Raw genomic sequence first — 20,438 nt, forward strand, 5'->3', positions numbered from 1 at the left:
CGAGTGCTTTATGTCACATGTTGAGAGACAGCTGAAGGAAACTCCTAGAAGGCGACTTTTCACTTCTGCATCAGCGGCCCTCAACAGACGCAAGCAATGAGTCGTAGTCAGCCTTGGGGCGCCTCTTTTTCGTCTGCTTGATGCTCTTATTCTCTTTATCTTCAAGATCGTCAATGGCCTTCGCCTCTGCAGGGGTCAACGACGACCGCACCACCGCCGCGTCAATTTCGGTCTCCTCCGCAGCGATGGCAGCCTGCTTGGCATCCGAGGGAAAGGCAAAGTGCGCACCAAGTGGACACACAAGATCCTTGTGGCCTTTTGGCGTCTTTCCATCGATTGCCATTTTGGACAGGACGTCAACCTGCAGGCGGTTTACAGCAAACTGAGAGGTCAGGGCAGCTGACTTAAGGTCGGCGATCGAGATCACTGATCGTGATGCCGTGCGTGTGATTTCAAAGGCGAGGCTCAGAAGGTGAATACGCGTCCGGTGGACACGAAAGGTGATTGCGTTCAAGTGTGACCAAAACTCCCCGTCGTTTGGGACAACACCACATGTGACCGCCTCATAAACACGTCTGAGCTCAAGCTCCGCGGGATCGTCGCTCAGTTCAGGCGTCATGACCACACACTCGGTCATGAGCCGACCAGTCACCTCCCACCCGCTTCCCATGATCTTTCCGACATTGCGGAAGTTGGAGATATGGAACTGAGGGGGGCCACAATCTGCGGCAAGTGTCAGGAGCTTGACGATGTTCACGCTCGCGTTCGTGCCTCTCGCGATCAGGTGCATTTCGTCGAGAATCAGCATCGCAAGCCCCTCGCGGTAGAGTTTCCTCGCACCCATGCCCGTGAGGTCGTCAAAGGTGAGCTTGTTCCCATTCTTTGCGTCACCAAACACGATCTTCCCAAAGTTATTCAGCAAAGAGCTGCCCGCGGTGATCTTGATGTACCTGCATGGAGTCAAAAGTGCGGGGGCGTAGTCGTCCCCGATGTTCGCAAGGAACTGATCCTGGATCAGCCTCACGATTGCCATCGCCAGTTCTGTCTTGCCAACACCTGGAAGCCCTGTCAGGCACAAGGGCAACGCAGTAGGGACAGGGCTTCTAAGACTGTTGATACCCCTCCGATAGTCGAGTGGACTCGCATAGTGAAGAAGGTAGTGGTCTTGGATCATCACCAGCGCTCGCACAATGATGCGAAGCACCTGGTGCGACGGAACGTACACAGACTTCAAGACGCTCCTTAACTTGTCCTTCGCCAGGTGCGCGCTGATCGATGGCAGGCCAGGCGACCGATCACCTCCAAGCGTGATTCTGGCGATGATCTCGGTGTCCGACAAAGCAAGCAGGTCCTCCAAGGCGAGCCAAGCAGATATTTGGTTCATTTTGCGCCCCCATGATTTCGTTTCCTTGCCACAGTTCTTCTCTCGCGCTCGAGATCGTGTGAGCGAATCTTGGGAGCGCCTTTCCGCTCTTGGACTGCGCAATTCGCGCCAGAGATCATCTCCTTTGCGCTCTGCAAGGTGTGCAACTTCGCGGCTGCTTTTCGGGTTTCCGTCTTGCTCACGCCGTCGGTCACAACCTGCGCGTGTTCAAGGACCAGCGAGAGCGGAATGAATTTCTGCTCCTTGCCGCATCGGTACGGAAAGTTGAGCTCAACCTCGATAACATTTATCCCGACGCAGATCCATGTCTTGCGCGCGCACATCCGCAAAGCGAATCCTTCGAGGAGAATGGTATCCAGGCGTTTGCTTTGATCCAGAAGACCAGTGGCTTTCAGTTCCCCAGAGGTGTAATGGGTCGTGCCCAGCAGAAGCTGGCCACGCTTCATCTTGAACTCCACAGGTGTCGTGAAGAGCCTGATGGCTGTTTTTTTCTCGACGCTTTGAGCTGCGTTGCGTCCAACTCCGTCCAGGTAGTTCCAGATGCCTATGGGAGTGGGAACAACATGGGCCTTGGACATCTCCAGCGTCAATCTCCGGGTGCAATCAGAGGACGCATTGCGCTGGATGGCGTCCAAGATGGCGGCGCGAGCCAAGCCAATCACATCACACCTGCTGACTTTGTAGAATTTGATCCCCTCTCGTTTTGGCTCCCGAGGGTGACTCGACTCAATTGATCCATGTGACTGCGGCTCACTTGTCGGCGGCATGCCGGTCACGCCCACAATGCCCCGAAGCTTCTCGACAACTTCGTTACAGGACCCGTGCCCTCTGTCGGGAATGTATTCAAGCCCAAGGCCAATACTGGGCCACTGCTCAGGTTCAATCTTGAGACCGTACAGCGAACAAAAATAGGCCTTGTCGACACAAGCGCAAAACAGCGCCGACTTGTACGCGTCAGCATCCTCTGAACCAATGCCAAATCCGATTCCCACGATGAGGCCAGACGCGATACAGATGATTCGTACAACGTACAGTCTTGGCGCAACGCCGCCTGTCTTGATCGAGGTGGGGTGCGCCTCGACAGTAAAGGCATCAACCTCGAATTTCTCCATCAGATAGGCCAGTTCCGCCGTGTAGGAGCCTTCCGGCGCCGTGTTGCGGTTCCTGGTGCGCGTCTTTCCGAAGCGGAGGATGTCACGCTCGATTTGTGGGATAGCGTTTCTTACGTGATACTTGAACTGCCCCAGTGATGGGTACGGCTTTCCCTCTGGTTGTCGAATCTCGAAATCTTCAGCGTTGCGAAAATGAGCCACGCAGCCGAACCGGTTGTTTAGGACGTGAGCATAGATCTCGTACCACGCCTTCCCTTTTTCGGGGAACGAGCGGTATCCGTCCACGCACTTTTCAACCATTTCGCCATCACAGTTGAATCCATGCTGATTTCCCTCGGTGGACGGTCTACCGCGCTTAGGGGAGGTCGGGCCAACCGGGAGCGCGGGGGTGTTTTCTTCAAAGTAGGCGGGCAGTAGCGACCAGATGTTCTGCGCGAAGGCCAGGTAGGTGAAGAACCACAGCCTCACACGGGTTTCGTTCTGAGATGGTCGGATCCCACGGATCACGGCGTTCATCGCACGAATGAAATCGTCTTGTAGTAGCAGCTGAGGCCAGCGCTGCAAGACCTCGGCGACACAGAAATGGCGCTTGTGGGCAATCTCCGCATGTTCGACTTTCGCCTTGTCGCGCACGAGATCGATGCGGTCGAGGTTTTTCCCTTCCAGACGCTCCAGCCAGGGAGGCATGCAGACCGCATCTTCCGCGTTCGTGATGAGTCGCTCTCCCTTTGCGAAGGAGAACTGGTCGTTGGTAAGGATCTGCAAGTCGTAGGCTGGATGGGGTGTCGCCGAAAATGACACGAGCAAGACGCATCGAGATGCGCTGTTGCCAGCGATCCTGTGGTACCGCACGCCAGGTTTGAGCGTGCAGTAGCCAGAATCAGAAAAGAATTGACTGGGCGCGGCCATGGCTCACCTCACAAACCAGTGGGCGTACTCGCCGATGACGTCCCTGGTCTCCGGATAGAGAGGCTGGTCGATCAGGATGGCGTCGAAAAGATCGACACGAAGTCGCTTCGTCCAGATGGCCTGGAAGAGAACCCGCCGACCTTCCTCGGGAGACCAGCCGAACCTCGCTGCGCAAGTGGAGATGACCATTGCCGGCGGCGTCCCATCTTCGATGCCGCGTTGGAAGAGCTCGATGAGCTGATCTTGCTGATCTGGCTTGAGCGTGGAAGCACGCACCATCCATGCAAACAGAAAGCGGAGATTTCTGGCGACCTCCAGGTCGACTTGACCGGGGTGCAGATAGACGACGCGAATCCCGATCTCTGCAAGGTACTGTGCCTTGATCCTGAGCTTTGCAGAGGCGTTCTTTTTACTTCGATCACCTTGGCGGGATGCGACGACTTCGGGGCCCGGCTTGTCATGTGCTCCCTCTTCGTGCTTGATGTCAAAGTGCAGACAGTAGGGTCCCTGATCGTCGAAGAGGAAGAGCATGAAATCCCCAAGCAGCGGCCGGGCAACCCAATGCCCTTCGTCTGGATCGATCGCTGACGGCATGAACGTTTTCGGGTGAGAACTCATCACACCGAGATCGCGAGCAATGGCCAACGTACCCCGGTGAGAGGGCGTGATCGTGCCAATCAGGTCGGGATGCCCGTGCAATGGATGAACGCCTGGCAGAACGTCAAACGCAAACTGATCGTGCAGGTCAAAGAGCGTTGGATGAAACAGCGCGACGAACAGCAGGTCGTACTCTGGTCTGGAAAGCGCGTTGATCACCTTTCCCAGTTCAGGATGCTCAACCCGATAGGCCCAGGACACGGAAGGCGCCTGGCGTGGTTTCGCTTGGATGGCCGGTGTGTGCTGACTATCCCAGCCAGGCGCGTTGCGCGCCCGATGTCTCATCTGCTCGCATTTGGTGGGCGAGCTGCTCCAGATCGTGTGCATGGTGTGACTCCTGTTCTTGCGTGGACAGACAGCCGATCGAACGGGAGCACAGCCTGAACGCAGGCAGCACGCATGCTCGATCGGGTACGCAGTAGTGGCGAGCACATCTGGAATGTTTTCGCTCGCACAGGAGGACCCAGCCCCGGCTTGACAGCCGGTTCAAGCTGATGCAGCATAGAGTCAAGTCACGAACCAAATCACTGACTCAGTAGGGCCTGCCGTTTCCCCAAGAAACGCAGGCCTTGCGCCTTTCCAGTCCCCGTGAAAATGCTCTAGGGTGGTGAGGTCATACAGCCTCCTTTCTGGGAATGGTTTCGTCAGCGCCACCAGCCATGGGATGCGCGCTGGCATCGCCAGCCATGGCAAAAAACTCTCGAAGATCTGGTGTCACGGGCATCTGAGGATCCTTCTTCAGACCCAGTGCCATAGCGATGTGATGCGATCTGCCTCGCCTGCCCAACGCACGTCCGTTGAGAACGGCGTACACGAGGGATCGCTTGAATCCTCTCAGATCGGCCCACTCGCCTATGGCGCGCCCGTGGGCTTCAAAGTAGCCCTTGATCTCGTTGCACCGATCACTCGAGTCCGTCATCGCGACCATGTCCTTTGATGTGGTTCAACGTGCAAGGTAGTGCAAGAAGCGCTGTTGATCAGCCTCTTTCACTGTCCTTCTGTTGCCTCCTCATTGGTTCAGGGTTATGTGACCTTGAAAAGTCTGGAAAACACTCTTGTGCCGAATGATCTATCGCGCTGTAATAGAGCTTCCTTCCCTTCTCTTTTTGAGTGTTTTTGTCCGTCTTCTGTCGATCCGACTATTTTGCGTTTGTATATCTTATACACAGCAAACTTCACACTGAAGTATGGAACGACAGCACACCAACAAGCACTTGATGTTGCCCGATGCAGCGTTCGGATTTCCGCTCAGATGGCTGCAGAATGAGACTCTCTACAGCTTGTGCAGTCGCTATCACAGGCTCTCTTTAGCGCTTCGACATCACCAAACATCGCAGATTCTTTTTGGACATCGAAGCGGCGGACACGCACACGATCTGCCAAGCCATCTCGATAACTTCGTTGAAGCAACTTGTGGCGCACTTGGGACTGCACTTGAAGTCATCGAACACCACACGATGGCTCCGTACTTCCTCCCCTTCCGATCGCCGTCAAGCGCAGCGGACGCGATGCGGGCCATGCGTGGCCCAGGGATCAAGTCCTTGAAGTTTCAGCTGGGGCTACTGACAAGTCGGTTCAGAGCGAACCACCCCTTGAAGTTCTGCACTGAGTGCGCGATACGGGACGTGGAGGTCGGTCATCCGCCTTATTGGCGACTTGTGCACCAGTTCCCAGGGGTGTGGTTGTGCCGAGTGCATGAACGTGTTCTTGATGTGTCCATGCTCAAGTCGACCGGTGTGGGTCGGTTCGGATGGTTCCTCCCTGACGAGGCGATGCTGGAAGGTCCTTACACCAATCGAATAGCAGATGAATCGGTGTTGGAGCACCCCGATCTGAGGCGTTTCAGCCTGATGTGTGAAGCACTCGGTACCACTCCCTTGGAAGTTCACTTCAGTCCTGTCCATCTGGTCAGCACACTCAGACTCAGGCTTGCCGAGCGGGGCTTCCTGACATCGTCTGGAGGGCTGCATGCGCAGAGTGCCTGCGCATCCTTCGCGGAATTCAGCCAGAGCTTCTCCAAGGTGGTTGGCCTGGAAGCCTTGGTGGTTGACGAGAAGTCTGCCTATTCGCAGCTTCAGTTGATCCGCTCGATCCAACGAGCGCGGACCCATCCACTTCGCCACCTCAGTTTGATCTGCTGGCTGTACACAGACTGGGCCGAGTTCCTCACGTCCTACAGATCATCACCCCCAGCCCAAGCCAAATCTGCGCAGGCAACCACCGCCAGAGAGTCAACCATCTCGGAAACGGTTGCACATCCGCAGCGATCCTTGTGCATCGCACTGATGGCAGGATCAGGTTATTCCGCCAGCCGAGCCGCCGCTCAGGTGGGTGTTGCGACCGGCACAGCCATGGCATGGGCCGCTCAAGCAGGCATTGCTCCGGCGCGGCGCCCGAAGAAGCTTGACGTCGTGCTCCGTTCCAGTCTGCACGATGCCTTGCGCCAGGGGATCTCGAAGGCCGAGGCTGCATCAAGATTCTCGGTGTCGGTGCAGACCATCACGACCACGCTCAGAACCGAACCAGGACTGCACCTGGCCTGGACTCAGGCTTGGCGCGCGCGTGAGCAATGCAAGCGCAGAGAAGACTGGATACAGGGGATGGAAGCACATCCGACAGCGAGTCGAAAAGAACTGCGTCATCTACACAAAGCGGACTTCGCATGGCTGTACCGCAATGACAGAGACTGGCTGACGAAGCTGATGGATGCTCGACCGAGGCTACCGGGGTCGAACAATGCGTCGCTGTCATGGGAGCGGCGGGATCGAGACCTTTGCGATCGAGTGCGGGCCGCATGCACGGCGCTACAGGGTGGCGCCAGATCCGCACGTGCCGGCCGAAAACTCGCCCTCTGGGAGATTTATCAGCAGGTGCCCGAGCTCAAGCCACAACTGCGGCACCTCGATCGTCTCCCCAACACGAAAGCCGCCCTGGCTGATTCGGTGGGGACCATCCCCTCGGCCAAAGATCAACTGCCGCTGTTCTAGTCGGCATCGCTCCACACAGGCACGACCGCAGCCACTTGTTGGTGGCTTCCGTTTGACTTGACTCAGTTAATGCATTTATGCACTAATTGAGGCATGAAAGACACCGTACTCAAGGCCCGACTCCAGCAAACCAGGTCGACAGTCGAAGCACTCAACCTGCGCCAGGCTGAAATCGCAAGTGCAACGGGTCTCAGCCAATCCCAAGTCAGCCGAATTCTCAATGGACGTCGAATCAGAGACAGCGAGAGCACGGATGCAGTATGCATTTATGTGCAAAGTCAGACCAAGACTGTCGGAGTCAAGGATGTTCAGTCTTGCGCACCTCTCATGACGGCGCTGTCGAAAGTCTGGGACGGCACAAACAAGCACGCCGAGGCACTGAGCAGTGTCATCGAAAGCCTGGGAGCCCTCGGATCAGGTTCTTTCACCCCCTCTGCAAAGCCACGAGAGGATCTTCAAAGGAGACGCTGAGATGGACATGAGAAATCAACTGTTCCCCGACGAGCTGCTCAAGGGTTTCAGGGGCCACATTCGCTTCCACAACAACTTTCGCGACGCTGAGGACACATGCGCAGCACTCAACACAAAGCGGGCGTTTGGGGAAACCAAGCTAGCGATGCGACCGGAGTCCTTTGTCAAGTTGATCTCAGACCACACGGGAGCATCCATTCCCGACCTGGTCTTCCGCCATTCCGTGTGGCCGTTCACGGCATGTATGCGACGCGTTGCCGGAGAAGCAGAGGTTGAGGCTTACATCGAGAGCCCTTACGGTCGAACGGACCTCATGCGCAAAACGCGGCAATTCGCCTGGACGTGCCCGGACTGCCAACGGGAGGACATGGACTTTTGGGGAGAGACTTTCTGGCGCTGCTCTCATCAGCTCCCTGGCCAGGTCTGGTGCCACAAGCATGGCACTGCCTTGGAGAAGACAAGCCTTGGCCACATCGACGTTGGACCACCCGATCATTTCGACAGCTACATCCCCGACGACATCGATGCCGAAGAGCTCAAAACACACCGGAAGCTTACCGAATACTCCAGCCTTTGCGCAGCAATTCTGGAGGGAGGTCTGACCTTCAGTGCGTCCGTATGTGCAGGCAGCATTCTCCGACGGGCTGAGAAGATCGGACTCGGCAAGGATCGCAAGGGGTGTGTCAACCGTATCCTGCAGCTTGTGCCACTCGTTTACCCGAAAGTCTGGCTGGCCGATCTGGACCGCCGTTACCCCGACATTCAGGCCGGCCAAAAAGGGGGGGCGAGTTCCTTCCTCGAAGGGAAGAGAGAACTGGCAGGGGCGCAAATGGTGATGCTGCTGGCGCTGGTGGTTTTTGACACCGCGTCAGAAGCACTTGCGGAGCTTCGCCGCACAGACAAGTCGGATGAATCTGAAGCAGAGCCCTGCATTTGACTGTTGAACTAGACCATGCATCGCCGCTTCCCCCTGTTGGGCTAGGACTTAGGCTCAGCGTTCTTCTAGCCACACCGCAATAGAACATTTCAGCTAGGCGGACGTGATTCTGTTTCTGGATTTCGAGCAGTTCGGGTGCAAGGCCTTAAGGTGGGATGTAGAGTCGGCGAGCGGGTCACTAAAGTTAGCTTCTTCAACAGGCTGGCGTCAGCTTGGGGTCGCGAGGATCCGTACTTCGACGAGCTTGGCTGCTTGTCGACTTGTTGCAGACACGCATCAAGCGATACGTTAACCCTTCCCGAAATCTCGCCGCCCTCGGGCCACCAGCCGCTGCTTGAAGTCTAATTGGGGCAAAGGGAGGGGCTCGGCATAGCACGCGCGGACGCGACCGGCGGCAAGGCAGCCTCTTGTATCAACGCCATGGCAATCGTGGCCAATTAATACGGGAGGCACATCGCCATGAGCAAGCCAGCAGCAGCACCAGCACCAGCTAAGGCAGCAGCTCCAGCACCAGCAAAGGCAGCAGCTCCGCCGGGAACCATCACTCTGCGGTACGTCGAGCTGTGCAAGTTTCGACGCCTAGGCAAGGTCCAGTTGGACCTGGATCCACAGACGACGATTCTTGTTGGGGCCAACAACAGCGGCAAGACCGCCATCCTCACTGCGCTACGGCACTTCTTGGCTGAATCTTCGCCGTTCGGCGCGTTCGACATCAGCCTGTCGGAGTGGCCCGCGCTTCGTGCGCTGGGAGCCAAGTGGGAGGCATTGGCGGAGGATCCGTCTTCCGCGACTCCGGAGGTTGGCGACGACTGGGAAGGCCAGCTCACTACGTTGCTGGCGGCAATGCCCACGCTAGATCTGTGGTTCGATGCCGAGGCAGGGATGTTTCACTATGTCCAGCCCTTCTTGTCCAACTTGATCTGGAAAGGTGGCGCCGTTGGCATTCGCTTGCGCCTCGAGCCCGCCAGCGATGTTGCGTCGCTGAAAGAGCTGGCCTGGGCTTACAGTCTGGCGCGCCAACCCGTGAAGGGCATGAGCAGCGAGTCGCTGGCTTGGCCGATCGACCTGCTGGACTACTGGCTACGCGAACCTAAGAAGCTGGGACAGGTCAGGCCGTACAGCCTCGATTCCGCCAACAATCCCATCCGGGGAATCAAGACCTATCAGACCCAGAACTTGGCGGCTGGCGCGCAGCCAGCCGAACGCAAACACCTGGCCAAGCTGATCCGCGTCGACTTCGTGGCCGCCCAGCGGGGCCTCGGTTCAGAAGAGGCCGACTCGAAGTCCACGTCGTCGTCTCATCCCGTCGGCCTCTTTTCAAACCAGCTTCTGAAGTTCGCGCGCCAGCATCTCAACGTCGCCGTGACCGGGCACGGGCAACGCGCCGACCTCATCCATGCGGTCGCCAATGCTCAGAAGGACCTGGACCAGAAGATCCACGAAGCTTTGGCGTCGTCGGTGGCCGAGGTGAAGCTGCTCGGCTACCCCGGCCTTCACGATCCCCAGGAAATCCGGTTCAGGACGCGCATTCACACCGCCGATCTGCTAGACCACAGCACCGCCGTCCAATACAGCATGAAGGGAGGAGCCGGCGAAGACATGCTACCGGAGTTCTCGATCGGCCTGGGCTACCAAAACCTGCAGTCGCTGAGCTACCAATTGGTGTCGTTCAAGACCGCGCGTATGAACCCCGAGAAGGGCTCGCCGCCGCCGGTGCACCTCGTCATGATCGAGGAACCCGAGGCACACCTGCACGTCCAGGTACAGCGCATCTTTCCGGACAAGGCGCACAAGCTCATCAGCCCGGCCGACAATGATGCCAGCGCGCTGAGAAGTCAGTTGCTGATAAGCACGCATTCCAGCCATCTCGCGCACGCCGAGGACTTCGACCGGCTGCGGTATGTCCGGCGGATACCACCCTCGACAGCCCATCCGACACCGAGCACCGAGGTTGTCGACCTTGGCGAGGTGTTCGGCGATGACGAAGAGACACGCCAATTCGCGGAACGATACTTCCGCGTGCAGCACACCGATCTGTTGTTCGCCAACGCCGCCCTGTTCGTGGAAGGCGTCGCAGAGCGCATGCTGGTGCCGCTCTTCATGGAGCTGAAATACGAGAAGTTAAACAGCCGCTACGTCTCCTTCCTGGACATCGGCGGCAGCCATGCCCACAGGCTGAGGCCTTTGGTCGAAAAGCTCCGGATTCCCACCGTCGTCATCACCGACCTCGATCCGACCGAGAAGAAGGCCGGTCCCAAAGGCAAGATGCGCTGGATGGCCACGGTGAACACCGGCCAAGCTGGCCTCAAATGCGGCAACGCCACGCTACGGGAGTGGCATCCCAAACTGCACAACGTGGACGACTTCAAGGCGCCAACTCCTGCGCAACTTATCTGGACCGCTGCCCCGGACTACAAGGTGCGGTTCGCATGGCAACTTCCAGTTGCCGAGGCGGGCGGCCAATGGCCGTCGACCTTCGAGGACTCGCTGATCCTGACCAACATTGAGTGGTTCAAAGGGCTGAACAAGTTGGTTGAAGAAGTCGAGGCGACCAAAGCCAGTGGGCATCAGAAGGCCGATGGCGATGGCAAGAACGCGAAACTACCGACTGGCGCGCTGGCCGACGCGGCCGAAGCGGTTGCGGGAGCAGCCACCACGGTCGACTTGCTAAACGACCTTCATGCTTTGATGCGCGATTCGTTCAGCAAGGGTGATTTCGCAGCCAGCATCTTCGAGCGCGTGGCTGCCGGTGAAGACGTAACCTGCCCGAAGTACATCGCCGACGCCCTCGCCTGGCTGCAGGACGAGCTTGAGCCCGCTGGAAGCGCAACGCAATGAGTTGCACCGTATCACCTGAAGGCAACGACCGCGACGCCGGCGTCGTCGAGGAAATCTGCGGATACCTGACGGAGCCGCCGCCGCGCAGCTTTTTCATGTTCGCAGGCGCCGGCTCGGGCAAGACGCACACGCTGGTTGAAGTGTTGCGCCGGCTAACCGGCGTAGTGCCGCACGAGAACGGCGGAACGCTAGCCCGCCGCCTGCGCCTGTACGGTCGATCCATACGCGTAGTTACCTATACAAAGAACGCCGTTGCGGTCATCAGTGGCCGGCTGGGCAACAACGAACTTGTCGCCGTTTCAACCATCCACTCATTTTGCTGGGAACTAATCGGTGGCTTTGACGACGACATTCGCGAGGCGCTGATCGCTGATAAGGGAGCGCAGCTCGAAGAGGCCAAAGCCAAGGCGGCTGCCAAGGCGAGGGGAATCAGCGATACAGATCGGAGGAAATTCGCCGAGATCGAGGCGGACATAGAAGCCCTGAAGGGAGTGTCGAACTTCATCTACCACCCTGACAAGGACACCTACGGAGAAGGTGCCTTGCAGCACGGCCAAGTACTGGACGCCACAGCTTGGCTGCTGCTGAACCGGCCCACGCTGCGAACTATCCTGCGAGACCGCCATCCGATCATACTGATCGATGAGTCCCAGGACACGATGAAGTCCGTGCTGGACTCGTTGATTACCTTGACGGAGCCTAGGGGCAACGGCATCACGCTCGGCCTCGTAGGGGATCACCGTCAGCGCATCTACATGGACGGACATTCCGACCTGCCCGGCCTCGTGCCTCCCGGCTGGGCAAAGCCGGAGCTAAAGATGAACCACCGCAGCCAGCAACGAATAGTTCAGCTCATCAACAAGATCTGGGCGGCGAAGCTGGCCGGTCGTACACAGTCCTCTTCCGGCGTCGAGCAGCATCACCGCACCGAGAAGACCAGTGGTACGGTGCGCTTGTTCATCGGAAGCACATCCCTATCGACACCAGAAAAACGTCAGAAAGAAGCCTGGGTTGCGGCACAGATGCGGCAGGCGGCCCAGAGCAATGCGTGGGCGACGCCTGCTGGTTATCAGTCGCTCGCGCTCGAGCACAAGCTGGTTGCGGCGCGCGGCGACTTTTTGAATGTCTACACGGCAATGACGCTCATCGACCCGAACGGTGCTGCGCCGTCTGGCAGAGGTGATAACACAGGACCTTCGGCCGCTCGCCTACTGCTTCAGGATCTTGCTCAACTTGCGGCCTGCGTGGCTGCAGATGGATCCGTCAACGACTTCGCGGCCACCGCCGTGTTGCGACGGACCGGCTGCCTTGAGCAGTTGCCGACCGACGCTAGTCAGCGGATTGCGAGGGCCGAAGAAATGCAAGAGGCTGTCGTGGCATTTGGCGCGATGTGTGCCAACCCGGATGCCAACGTCGCCGAAGTAATCGCGCCCATCCTCAAGGCTCAGGTGTTCAAGGTGGACGCTCGGTTGCTGCAGCAGTTTGGCGACCAGACGCCACCGCCGGATGCGCCGATTCCACGCAGGGAAAGTGAGACGGACGATGCTCGACGGCGAAGGGGGTGGTGTGCGTTGTTCGAAGCGCCATGGGCCGAACTGGAGCGGTACCGGCGCTACCTCGCCGGCAACTCAGAACTGGCCACGCACCAGGTGGTCAAGGGGTCGGAGTTCACGCATGTGATGGTCGTCATGGATGACGAGCAGTCCGGCGGCAACCAGATCTCCTACGATAAGTTGTTTGGAGCGACCGAGTTGGGAGATCGCGATTTGGACAATGTCCAGGCCGGCAAAGAGACGACCATCGACCGCAGCTTGCGGCTGTTGTACGTCACTTGCAGTCGGGCCTGTGAAACGCTGGCATTGGTTTTGTGGGCAGAGAACCCGACCGACGCACTGAAGTTCGCGCGGCACGAGAGTGGCTGGTTTGCTGAAGGAGAAGTTTTGGAGATTCCCTAGGATGCCGCATCCGGCCACGGCCCGAGCCCGTCGAAGGACGGCTCTGAGAGGACGAGAGCAAAAGATGGACCATGAAAATGTCTCGGGAGCGAGGGCGTCGAATGCAGGAGACGACTTCCACGTTTTGTGGGCACTAAGCCATGCGCTGAGAGTTCTCGATGCATCCTCAGAGCTGGGCGCGGTTACGGTGGAGGGTATTCCGGTGCCTGCGCAATTGGGTGCCTGGGAGGGCGTGGACGTCGCCCTCTTCTATGGTGGTGATTCACTGCGCAGCGCCACGCGTGTAGAGATTCAGCAGCTCAAGTACTCGACGACATCACCCCGGACCGCCTGGAGCGTTGCGCGGCTCGCACACTCCACTCGGAAGAGTGGTGGCAACAACTCGGTTATGGCGCGCTTGGCCGCGGCCTACGCTGAGGTCCTCAGGGTCGCGCCACAGCTCTCGCCTAAGGATGTCAAAGTCAAGCTCGTGAGCAACCAGCCGGTTCACGGGAGAGTGCTGCGGGCACTGAGCGCAAGCGCGACTCGTAGGTCGGATGCCAGCCCGACAGCCGCCGAAGACAGAAAGACCTTGCTCAACGCCAGCGGACTGGGTGATAAGGAGTTTTCGCGCCTAGCAAAAGCGCTGGACTTCAGCGAGTGCCAAGGTCCATCCCGGTTTGAGATGCATCACCGGGTCATCTCGGCGATCGGAAGGATTGCCGCGTCCGAGGCACGCCAAGCCATGCTGGAGCTGCGCCAAGTTGTCTATATGCGCATGCTTCCAGGCGACTCGTCGCCGATCACAAGGTCCGTAATCCTCGGGGCGATGTTCGTCGGTGATCCACAGGCGCTACTTCCGTGCCCTTCACAGTTAAAGTCCGTGGACGACGTAGTGCCCCGGGCCAGTGTAGACGTGCTCGCGCGCGAGTTGTCAGTTCAACAGAGAGTCTGTCTTCATGGCGAGGGAGGAAGCGGGAAGACCACCGCGCTGCAGGACTTGAAGAGCAAGCTTCCCAACGGATCAGAGCTGGTAGTCTTCGACTGCTACGGCGCTGGCCGCTACTTGGATTCCGACGGACAGCGGCATCTTGCGCGCCATGCATTGCTGCACTTGTGCAATGAGATTTCAGCGCGGCTAGGCGTACCTGTCTTGGTAGCAGCATCGAACTCCGTGGACTACGTTCGCGAGTTCAGTTCCCGGCTGCGCATGGCCGCGGAGGTTGTGCAGTCACGCGCCGACGACGCCTTGCTCGTAATCGCGATCGACGCTGCCGACAACTCTGTGACGGCGGCTCAGACTCGAGTGCCGCCAGAACGCAGCTTTGTTCACGATGTCGTTGCTCTCGGAGAACTCCCGCCGAACGTTCGGATAGTCATCGCTGCGAGGACTGGTCGCTTGGAGATCCTGCGTCTACCGGCCGAGTTCAAGTTCACTCCTGTCGCCAACTTTACGTTGTCCGAGGCAACGGAGTTCATTCATCGGAGGTGGAAGGCAGCGCCACCTCGGTGGATAGAGGACTTGCACTTTTTGTCGGGCGGGAACCCTCGGGTGATGAGCTACGCCTTTGACTACGCAAGCAAGCAGCCTAGGAACGCGCTGGCCTACCTCAAACCCAGCGGAAAGGATCTTGGACTGATCTTCGGTGAACGGGTGAAGGAGGCATTGCGCAAGGGCGGTGACTCGGTGGAGTTTGGGAAGTTGTGCGCCGGTCTTGTAGCGCTCGCTCGCCCCATTCCGGTAAAACAGCTTGCGGCGGTCCTTGAAGTTACAGACGCTCATGTTCACGATCTGTGCAACGACCTTGCGCCTGGACTTCGTCGCGAGGGTAACTTTCTGTTTTTCGCGGATGAGGACTTCGAAGCGTTCATTTCTGACCGCGCGGCAAGTTCACTCACCCGTATTCGAGCATCGGCAGCGGCTTGCCTGCTGGCAAAGCACGATGAAGATGAATACTGCGCTGAGCACGTCGCTGCGTCGCTGCTTGCGGCCGGCGAGAGGACTGAACTGTTGAGGCTGGCTCAGTCGCATCCCGAGCCAAGACCGATAAAGGACCCTGTTAGGCGGAGAGAAGTTCAGCTACAGCGGCTGAAGCTTGCAATGCGCGCTGCAAGGGAAGCGGGCCGCCGCTCTGAAGCGATTCTTGTGCTGTTGCGCGGCGCGCGCGCCCTCCGTACGGACGAGGCGGTCCGCAAGATGCTCACAGACAACTTGGATCTGTCCGCGCGCTTTGCACAGAGGAGTCTTCGCAAGGCAGTCCTGCAAGACCGAAAGTACGTTGGACTTCACGGTCGGACTCTGAGCCACCTGATGCTTGATGCGGCGATACGTGGCGATGAGCTCAGGATGCGAGACTGGCGACGGCAGTTTCTGGCTTGGCTTGAAACCTACTTTAAGCGTCATAAAGACAGTGAAGGCAGCCGGTCGGATTGGACGCTGGACCATGGCGAAATCGCGGCTGAGGGCGAGGCAGTCTTGCGAACCGAGGGAGCACGCGCGGGGATCGCGACACTGCGTCGGTGGACCCCAAAGACCTTGATGCCGAAGGTCATACAGATCATCACGCACCGGCTGCTCTCCTCAGGCGAAAGCAAGCTCGTAGAGGCCGTCCTCGCGGAACTACATGGAGCGCCGCTCTGGGACGTGACGATCCGCGTACCGCTCGCACTTGCAGGCAAGGATCCGGGACTGGATCAGTTGCAGAGGAATATTGGTAGTTGGGTACGGCGTGGCTGGCTCGCCGCGGGGCCATCGACGTCCGGCATCGAGCAGCAACGAGGACAGAGTGGCCTGATAGAGCTGCTCCTCACCGGTGCGGAGGTCGTTGCAGCTCGGCGGGGAATCGTCCCTGAAGTTCGTCAAGTTCTTGAGGTCATCGCCAGTCCTTCCGTGAGGACTCGTGACCGCGTACATCGAAGCTCTTATGACTTCCTTGACGCCACTCTTCGAGCTCACACATTACTGAAGCTTCTGGAAGGTGAAGACGCAACCGTTGACTCGTATTTCGGGCCCGCTAAGCCAACGTCTGTAGAAGACGGCAAGACCAAGGCCATAGTCAATACGAGAACCGACGATGAGCGCGCGGAGAAACTTGAGAAGTCTGTTCGGGACTTGCTACCGGTCTATAACGCCCGTGCCAAGTGTCTCGTCCCGTGGACCGACCGCCAAGGCGAATGGGCAAAGCTTGGAGACGCGGTGACTCGCTACGGGCGAAACGACTACTCGATGCGCGACGAACACAACGTTGCAGCCATGGCGAAGCGGATCGGTCAGTCGATAGCTGCGATGTTGCACCTGTCCGACATCGATGCTGAAGAGTGTGGAGAGCTTGCTCGTGGTGCAAGTCGGCCAAAGGACGGCCATGTCTCACGAGAAGAGTTGGCCACCTTCCAGGCGCTTTCGCTGCATAGTGGCGCGCATAACTTTGTACTCCAACGTGCAGTTTCACACGCAGCTGCGGTCAAAGACGACAAGGCCCCCGCGACCGATAGAGCCGAACGCCTGGTGAGCGTGGCAAGGCTGCTCAGTTCGATCAGTCCCCATGACAGTGAGGCCATCTTCGCGGAGGCATCGGCGGTGCTCGAAGACGTTGACGTCGACAGCATCTTTCACCTAGAGATGCTTGAACCCTTGGCGGTGACGGCAACAGGCGCACTGAATACCGAAGGACGACGAGCGGTGTCATGTCAACTCGCCGAGTTGACTGCAAGTATCTGGCATGTGTTGGGCGATCATGAACGCTTCCCGTGGCAAGCCATAGCTAGATCGCTCGCCACGCTGGACCCGTGTGTTGGCCTAGCCGCCCTTGGTCGATGGGACGACACCGGCCAGGTGCGCGCTTACCGAATGCTTCCGGAGACCCTGAAGGTATGCCTGTCTGCCGGGACAATCTCGATTCAGTCAGCCTTGCCGCTTCTGCATTTGGGCCTCGACGTAGACGACGACCTGCTTGTGCCGCTTGCAAGGCATCTCGACGGTTCGCGGCACTCAGGCGACAGGTCCGCAGCAGCAGAGGAACTGTCTAGGCTGGCGGTACTGGCGGTTGACGGCCACAATGGGTTGTCGCAAGTCAGGGCAACGACAGAAATGGCGTCCGCTTCGCAGTCCTCTCAATGGGTCGATCGCGGAAGGGAGATGCTTCAGTTTTACGACGGACAGGCTGCTGCTCCGGACGACACTGAGACGACAGGCGATTCGGACGTTGGTGACTCATCATCCGACGTTACTCGCGCCGCGGTTCTAGCTGGAGGTCGACATATCACAGCTGCTGAGATCGAAGCAACCCTTCTTCGGGCTGAGGTGGAGGCAAGGCAGCGTCAACACTATGTCAATACTTCGGAAGTACTTCAGGAGATTCGGCGAGGCATCCGCCTTGTCGACCGCCGAGCGCATCTCGAAGCGCTTGCAGCTTGCGAAGTGCGGCCCTGGCGGAGCGACCTGGCAATCGCGCTTTCCGAGGCCATACTGGAGTGGGTCGGTACTTCTCCGGCAGTCGCAGGTTGGTGCCGTGAGATGCTGCCTACGATAGTGGCACAACGCCTGCCGGACTTCTCTACGGCCAGGCACTGGGGGCAAGACGCAAACATTTTGCCAGCCATGCTTTCCGGCAGCGGCCTATCGAGCGATCAGATTTGTGAGGCGCTATTGGAGGGCATTGAACTGCACGCCAACAAGTGGGACGCCGCCTCCGTGTACGGCGTGCTTGCCGTGCTGGCTGGCCAGATCACCCCCTCAGAAGCTGCGGAAGCATTGACGCGACATCTCGACAAAGAGGTCGCGGACTTGAAGAATCGGGATGACGCGCTTGACCGCTTTGGAATCCCCGCAGCTACTAACGAGTCATTAGCCCGCCTGCTCTACGCGATGCTCGGCGATGCAGACCTCCGAGTGCGTTGGAATGCAGCTCATGCATTAAGAGCCGCTGGGCGGTTGGGACAAAACACCATCATTGATGCCGTAGTTGCACAGTGGGATCGATCGGTCGAGCCCGACTTTCGTGACCCCAAAGCGCAATTCTTTTGGCTTGCCGCAAGGCTTTGGTTGCTTATCGCACTCGAGCGTATCGCCGCAGAGTCCCCCGCTGCTGTAGCGAAACACGGACGCAGTCTCTTTGAGATCGCCACCAACTCAAGCTTCCCCCATTTGCTCTGTCAGCACTTCGCCAAAGGCAGCGTTGTTGCACTTCTCCGGGCTGGACATCTCCGACTGAGTGCCGCAGAGACTTCCCTGCTGGACGGAGTCGCAAAATCCGCCCTGCCGCCCATCCCATCGACGGGTCACAAGGGATTCGGTCGATTTGCGGACCAGGACGGGAGACGCTTTCGCTTCGACTCGACAGACACGCTTCCCTACTGGTATGAGGATTCTCTTCAACTCTTTGCTGATGTAACTGGCAGTGAGTTTTTGGACGTTGCGGAAAGCTGGATTCTTGACCGGTGGAGGGCGGAAACGGATTCGTGGATGTGGGTCAACGAACGAAGACAGCATCGCTTTCGAAACGAGAATTCGGCAAGCTCCCATCGACATGGTTCTTTGCCGACCATTGAGCGTACGCACACGCATTTCGAATGGCACGCCATGTGGTGTGTTGTCGGAGAGTTGCTCCAGACCAAGCCACTTGCGGAGTCCGAAGAGGGGCGCTGGCGTGACTGGGAGTATTGGTGGTCTCGTAGCGGTCTGACGGAGCCGTCCCATTGGCTGTCGGATCTCCGAGGGATCAAACCGCTTGAACCTCGTCTGTGGTTCTCGGCGAAAGGGGAAGATGAAGCCTGGCTGAGGCGCGTGCGTCAGCAAGACCTGCTCAAGGAGCTGGGGTTAGGCGACTCGGACTCTGAAGTTGTCGTGGCGGGCTACACCTATGGGGCGCAGGGTCAGAAAAAGTCAACACTGAACATCTCCAGCGCCCTGGTGTCGCCCGAAACTGCTTCCGCGCTAGTGCGGGCTCTTCAGTCAATCGACAACGCCTGGGACTACAAGATTCCAGAGCAGGGCGACCATCTTGAGATCGATGAGGCGCCCTATAAGCTGATTGGCTGGCTGCTTCACCCTGAGCGAGACAATAGGCTTGACGGCGACGATGCGGTTCGACGCGAAGTGTCTTCGTGTGCGGTGAAGCCCGGAGCCAATGCGTCGAAAGTCCTTGGGCTCGTAAGCTCTAAGGATGGCGAATCCGGGCGCTGGGTCGGGGCCGACGGTGAAGTGAAGTTTAGGTACATCGCTTGGAGCGATGAAATGTCTGATTCGACGCTCAAGTATCCGTCCGATTTTCCGCGGTCATACGGTCATCGGCTGATTGGTTCAAAGTCTGCGATTCAAGATTTTCTACTCGAACGGCAAATGGACCTTGTCGTGGAAATTGATCTGACCAGGAGAACGGGAGACGGATATGGCATCGATGATTCAGAAGAAAAAAAGAGTGTCTCGTACGACCTGGTCGTCGTCCTCCGTAGGGACGGATCCATCGAAGCTGCCGACGGGTGTGTTGGAGCTTGGACAGCATCTCGTGAAGGAACTCAAACTGCAAGACGGCGTGGACACGTTAGGCCGATGGATGGCACACCATCTCGCGGAACTCCTAGTCGCAGCAAAAAACGCTGACCATGCTGAGCGTCCAGCTGCGGAAGATCGCGTCGCCAATCTGATCCTGAGGATTTGGGCTCACAGGGAGGCCAATCCAATCGGCATCACCCCGCTTGCTCGCTACGCAAAGGCTGCCCAGGTGCTAGCGGCGATCCATCCAAAAGAGGGCTTCTTCGCGCCGTTGAGTCTGCGGGAAGCGCCTACAAGCGTCGCACGCTCGTTGGAGGTCTTCGATCTCGCATCAAGATTGGCGGTGCTGAGCCTTGCAGACATCTTGCCGAACCCTCCACCCGGGGTAGAAGAAATCGTCGAGCAGTTCTTGTCTGGTGAAGAGAAGGACTTCTTAGCGGCGGCTAGAGCGACCTATGACCTGCTCGCAAGTGGCCCCTCCAATGGGTCTGGCAATCGGAAACGTTCCGCCATTACAGCCTCGGAAGAGATTGAGCGCTCGCGTTCAAACCTACTGCAGAGGTTGCGAACCGCTGTTGGAGAACTCGTTGAAAGCTCCGCCGAAAATGCACCTGCCGAAACGGTCGGCGACGTACCGCGACGAGCCAAGGCAAAGCGACAGACGTAGGAGGGATTGTCATTGAGAAGACCCCTCGAATAGAGCAGTTGGCGTTTTAGCG

At 58.3% G+C, this 20,438-nt stretch carries 11 protein-coding genes and 1 pseudogene; 8 read left to right on the forward strand and 4 right to left on the reverse strand.

Annotation, left to right across the window (positions count from 1 at the left end):
* Positions 1-70 precede the first annotated feature (70 nt).
* From BSY239_RS16825 to BSY239_RS23085, 4 genes are all read right to left on the reverse strand, one after another.
* Complete coding sequence (locus tag BSY239_RS16825; RefSeq protein WP_069047806.1) at positions 71-1,384, reverse strand: ATP-binding protein; 1,314 nt, start codon at positions 1,382-1,384, stop codon at positions 71-73.
* Positions 1,381-3,405, reverse strand: coding sequence for a hypothetical protein (locus tag BSY239_RS16830; protein ID WP_156775519.1), 2,025 nt, complete (start codon positions 3,403-3,405; stop codon positions 1,381-1,383). The genes BSY239_RS16825 and BSY239_RS16830 overlap by 4 nt, the downstream gene beginning before the upstream one ends.
* A 3-nt stretch (positions 3,406-3,408) precedes the next feature.
* Positions 3,409-4,389, reverse strand: coding sequence for a hypothetical protein (locus tag BSY239_RS16835; RefSeq protein WP_156775520.1), 981 nt, complete (start codon positions 4,387-4,389; stop codon positions 3,409-3,411).
* Positions 4,390-4,675: 286 nt separating this feature from the next.
* Positions 4,676-4,990 carry a DNA-binding protein gene (locus BSY239_RS23085; protein WP_069047809.1) on the reverse strand — a complete coding sequence of 105 codons (315 nt, stop codon included), beginning with the start codon at positions 4,988-4,990 and terminating at the stop codon, positions 4,676-4,678.
* A 289-nt stretch (positions 4,991-5,279) separates the two neighbouring features.
* Between BSY239_RS23085 and BSY239_RS23090 the strand changes: the two are divergent.
* From BSY239_RS23090 to BSY239_RS22520, 8 genes and pseudogenes are all read left to right on the forward strand, one after another.
* A pseudogene (locus BSY239_RS23090) lies at positions 5,280-5,759 on the forward strand (TniQ family protein); the annotation flags it as partial.
* Between the two features lie 21 nt (positions 5,760-5,780).
* Positions 5,781-7,049, forward strand: coding sequence for a TnsD family Tn7-like transposition protein (locus tag BSY239_RS16845; RefSeq protein ID WP_236944092.1), 1,269 nt, complete (start codon positions 5,781-5,783; stop codon positions 7,047-7,049).
* Positions 7,050-7,142: 93 nt separating this feature from the next.
* The gene (locus BSY239_RS22195; protein WP_083240034.1) at positions 7,143-7,520 is read left to right on the forward strand and encodes a helix-turn-helix domain-containing protein; all 378 of its coding nucleotides are present in this window, start codon (positions 7,143-7,145) and stop codon (positions 7,518-7,520) included.
* 1 nt (position 7,521) lies between these two features.
* Positions 7,522-8,457: a TniQ family protein gene (locus tag BSY239_RS16850; protein ID WP_069047811.1), complete on the forward strand. Its 936-nt coding sequence runs from the start codon at positions 7,522-7,524 to the stop codon at positions 8,455-8,457.
* Between the two features lie 459 nt (positions 8,458-8,916).
* A complete protein-coding gene (locus tag BSY239_RS16855; RefSeq protein WP_083240035.1) occupies positions 8,917-11,295 on the forward strand; it encodes an AAA family ATPase in 2,379 nt (792 codons plus the stop codon).
* Entirely contained in the window at positions 11,292-13,250 is a 1,959-nt protein-coding gene (locus tag BSY239_RS16860; RefSeq protein ID WP_069047812.1) for a UvrD-helicase domain-containing protein, read from the forward strand. The genes BSY239_RS16855 and BSY239_RS16860 overlap by 4 nt, the downstream gene beginning before the upstream one ends.
* Before the next feature lie 64 nt (positions 13,251-13,314).
* Positions 13,315-19,827 (forward strand): ATP-binding protein, encoded by a 6,513-nt coding sequence (locus BSY239_RS16865; RefSeq protein WP_069047813.1) that lies wholly within the window; start codon positions 13,315-13,317, stop codon positions 19,825-19,827.
* Positions 19,733-20,386, forward strand: coding sequence for a hypothetical protein (locus BSY239_RS22520; protein WP_156775521.1), 654 nt, complete (start codon positions 19,733-19,735; stop codon positions 20,384-20,386). Before BSY239_RS16865 ends, BSY239_RS22520 begins: the two co-directional genes overlap by 95 nt.
* Positions 20,387-20,438: the final 52 nt, after the last annotated feature.

The sequence above is a fragment of the Hydrogenophaga sp. RAC07 genome, assembly GCF_001713375.1.
GTDB lineage: Bacteria > Pseudomonadota > Gammaproteobacteria > Burkholderiales > Burkholderiaceae_C > Hydrogenophaga.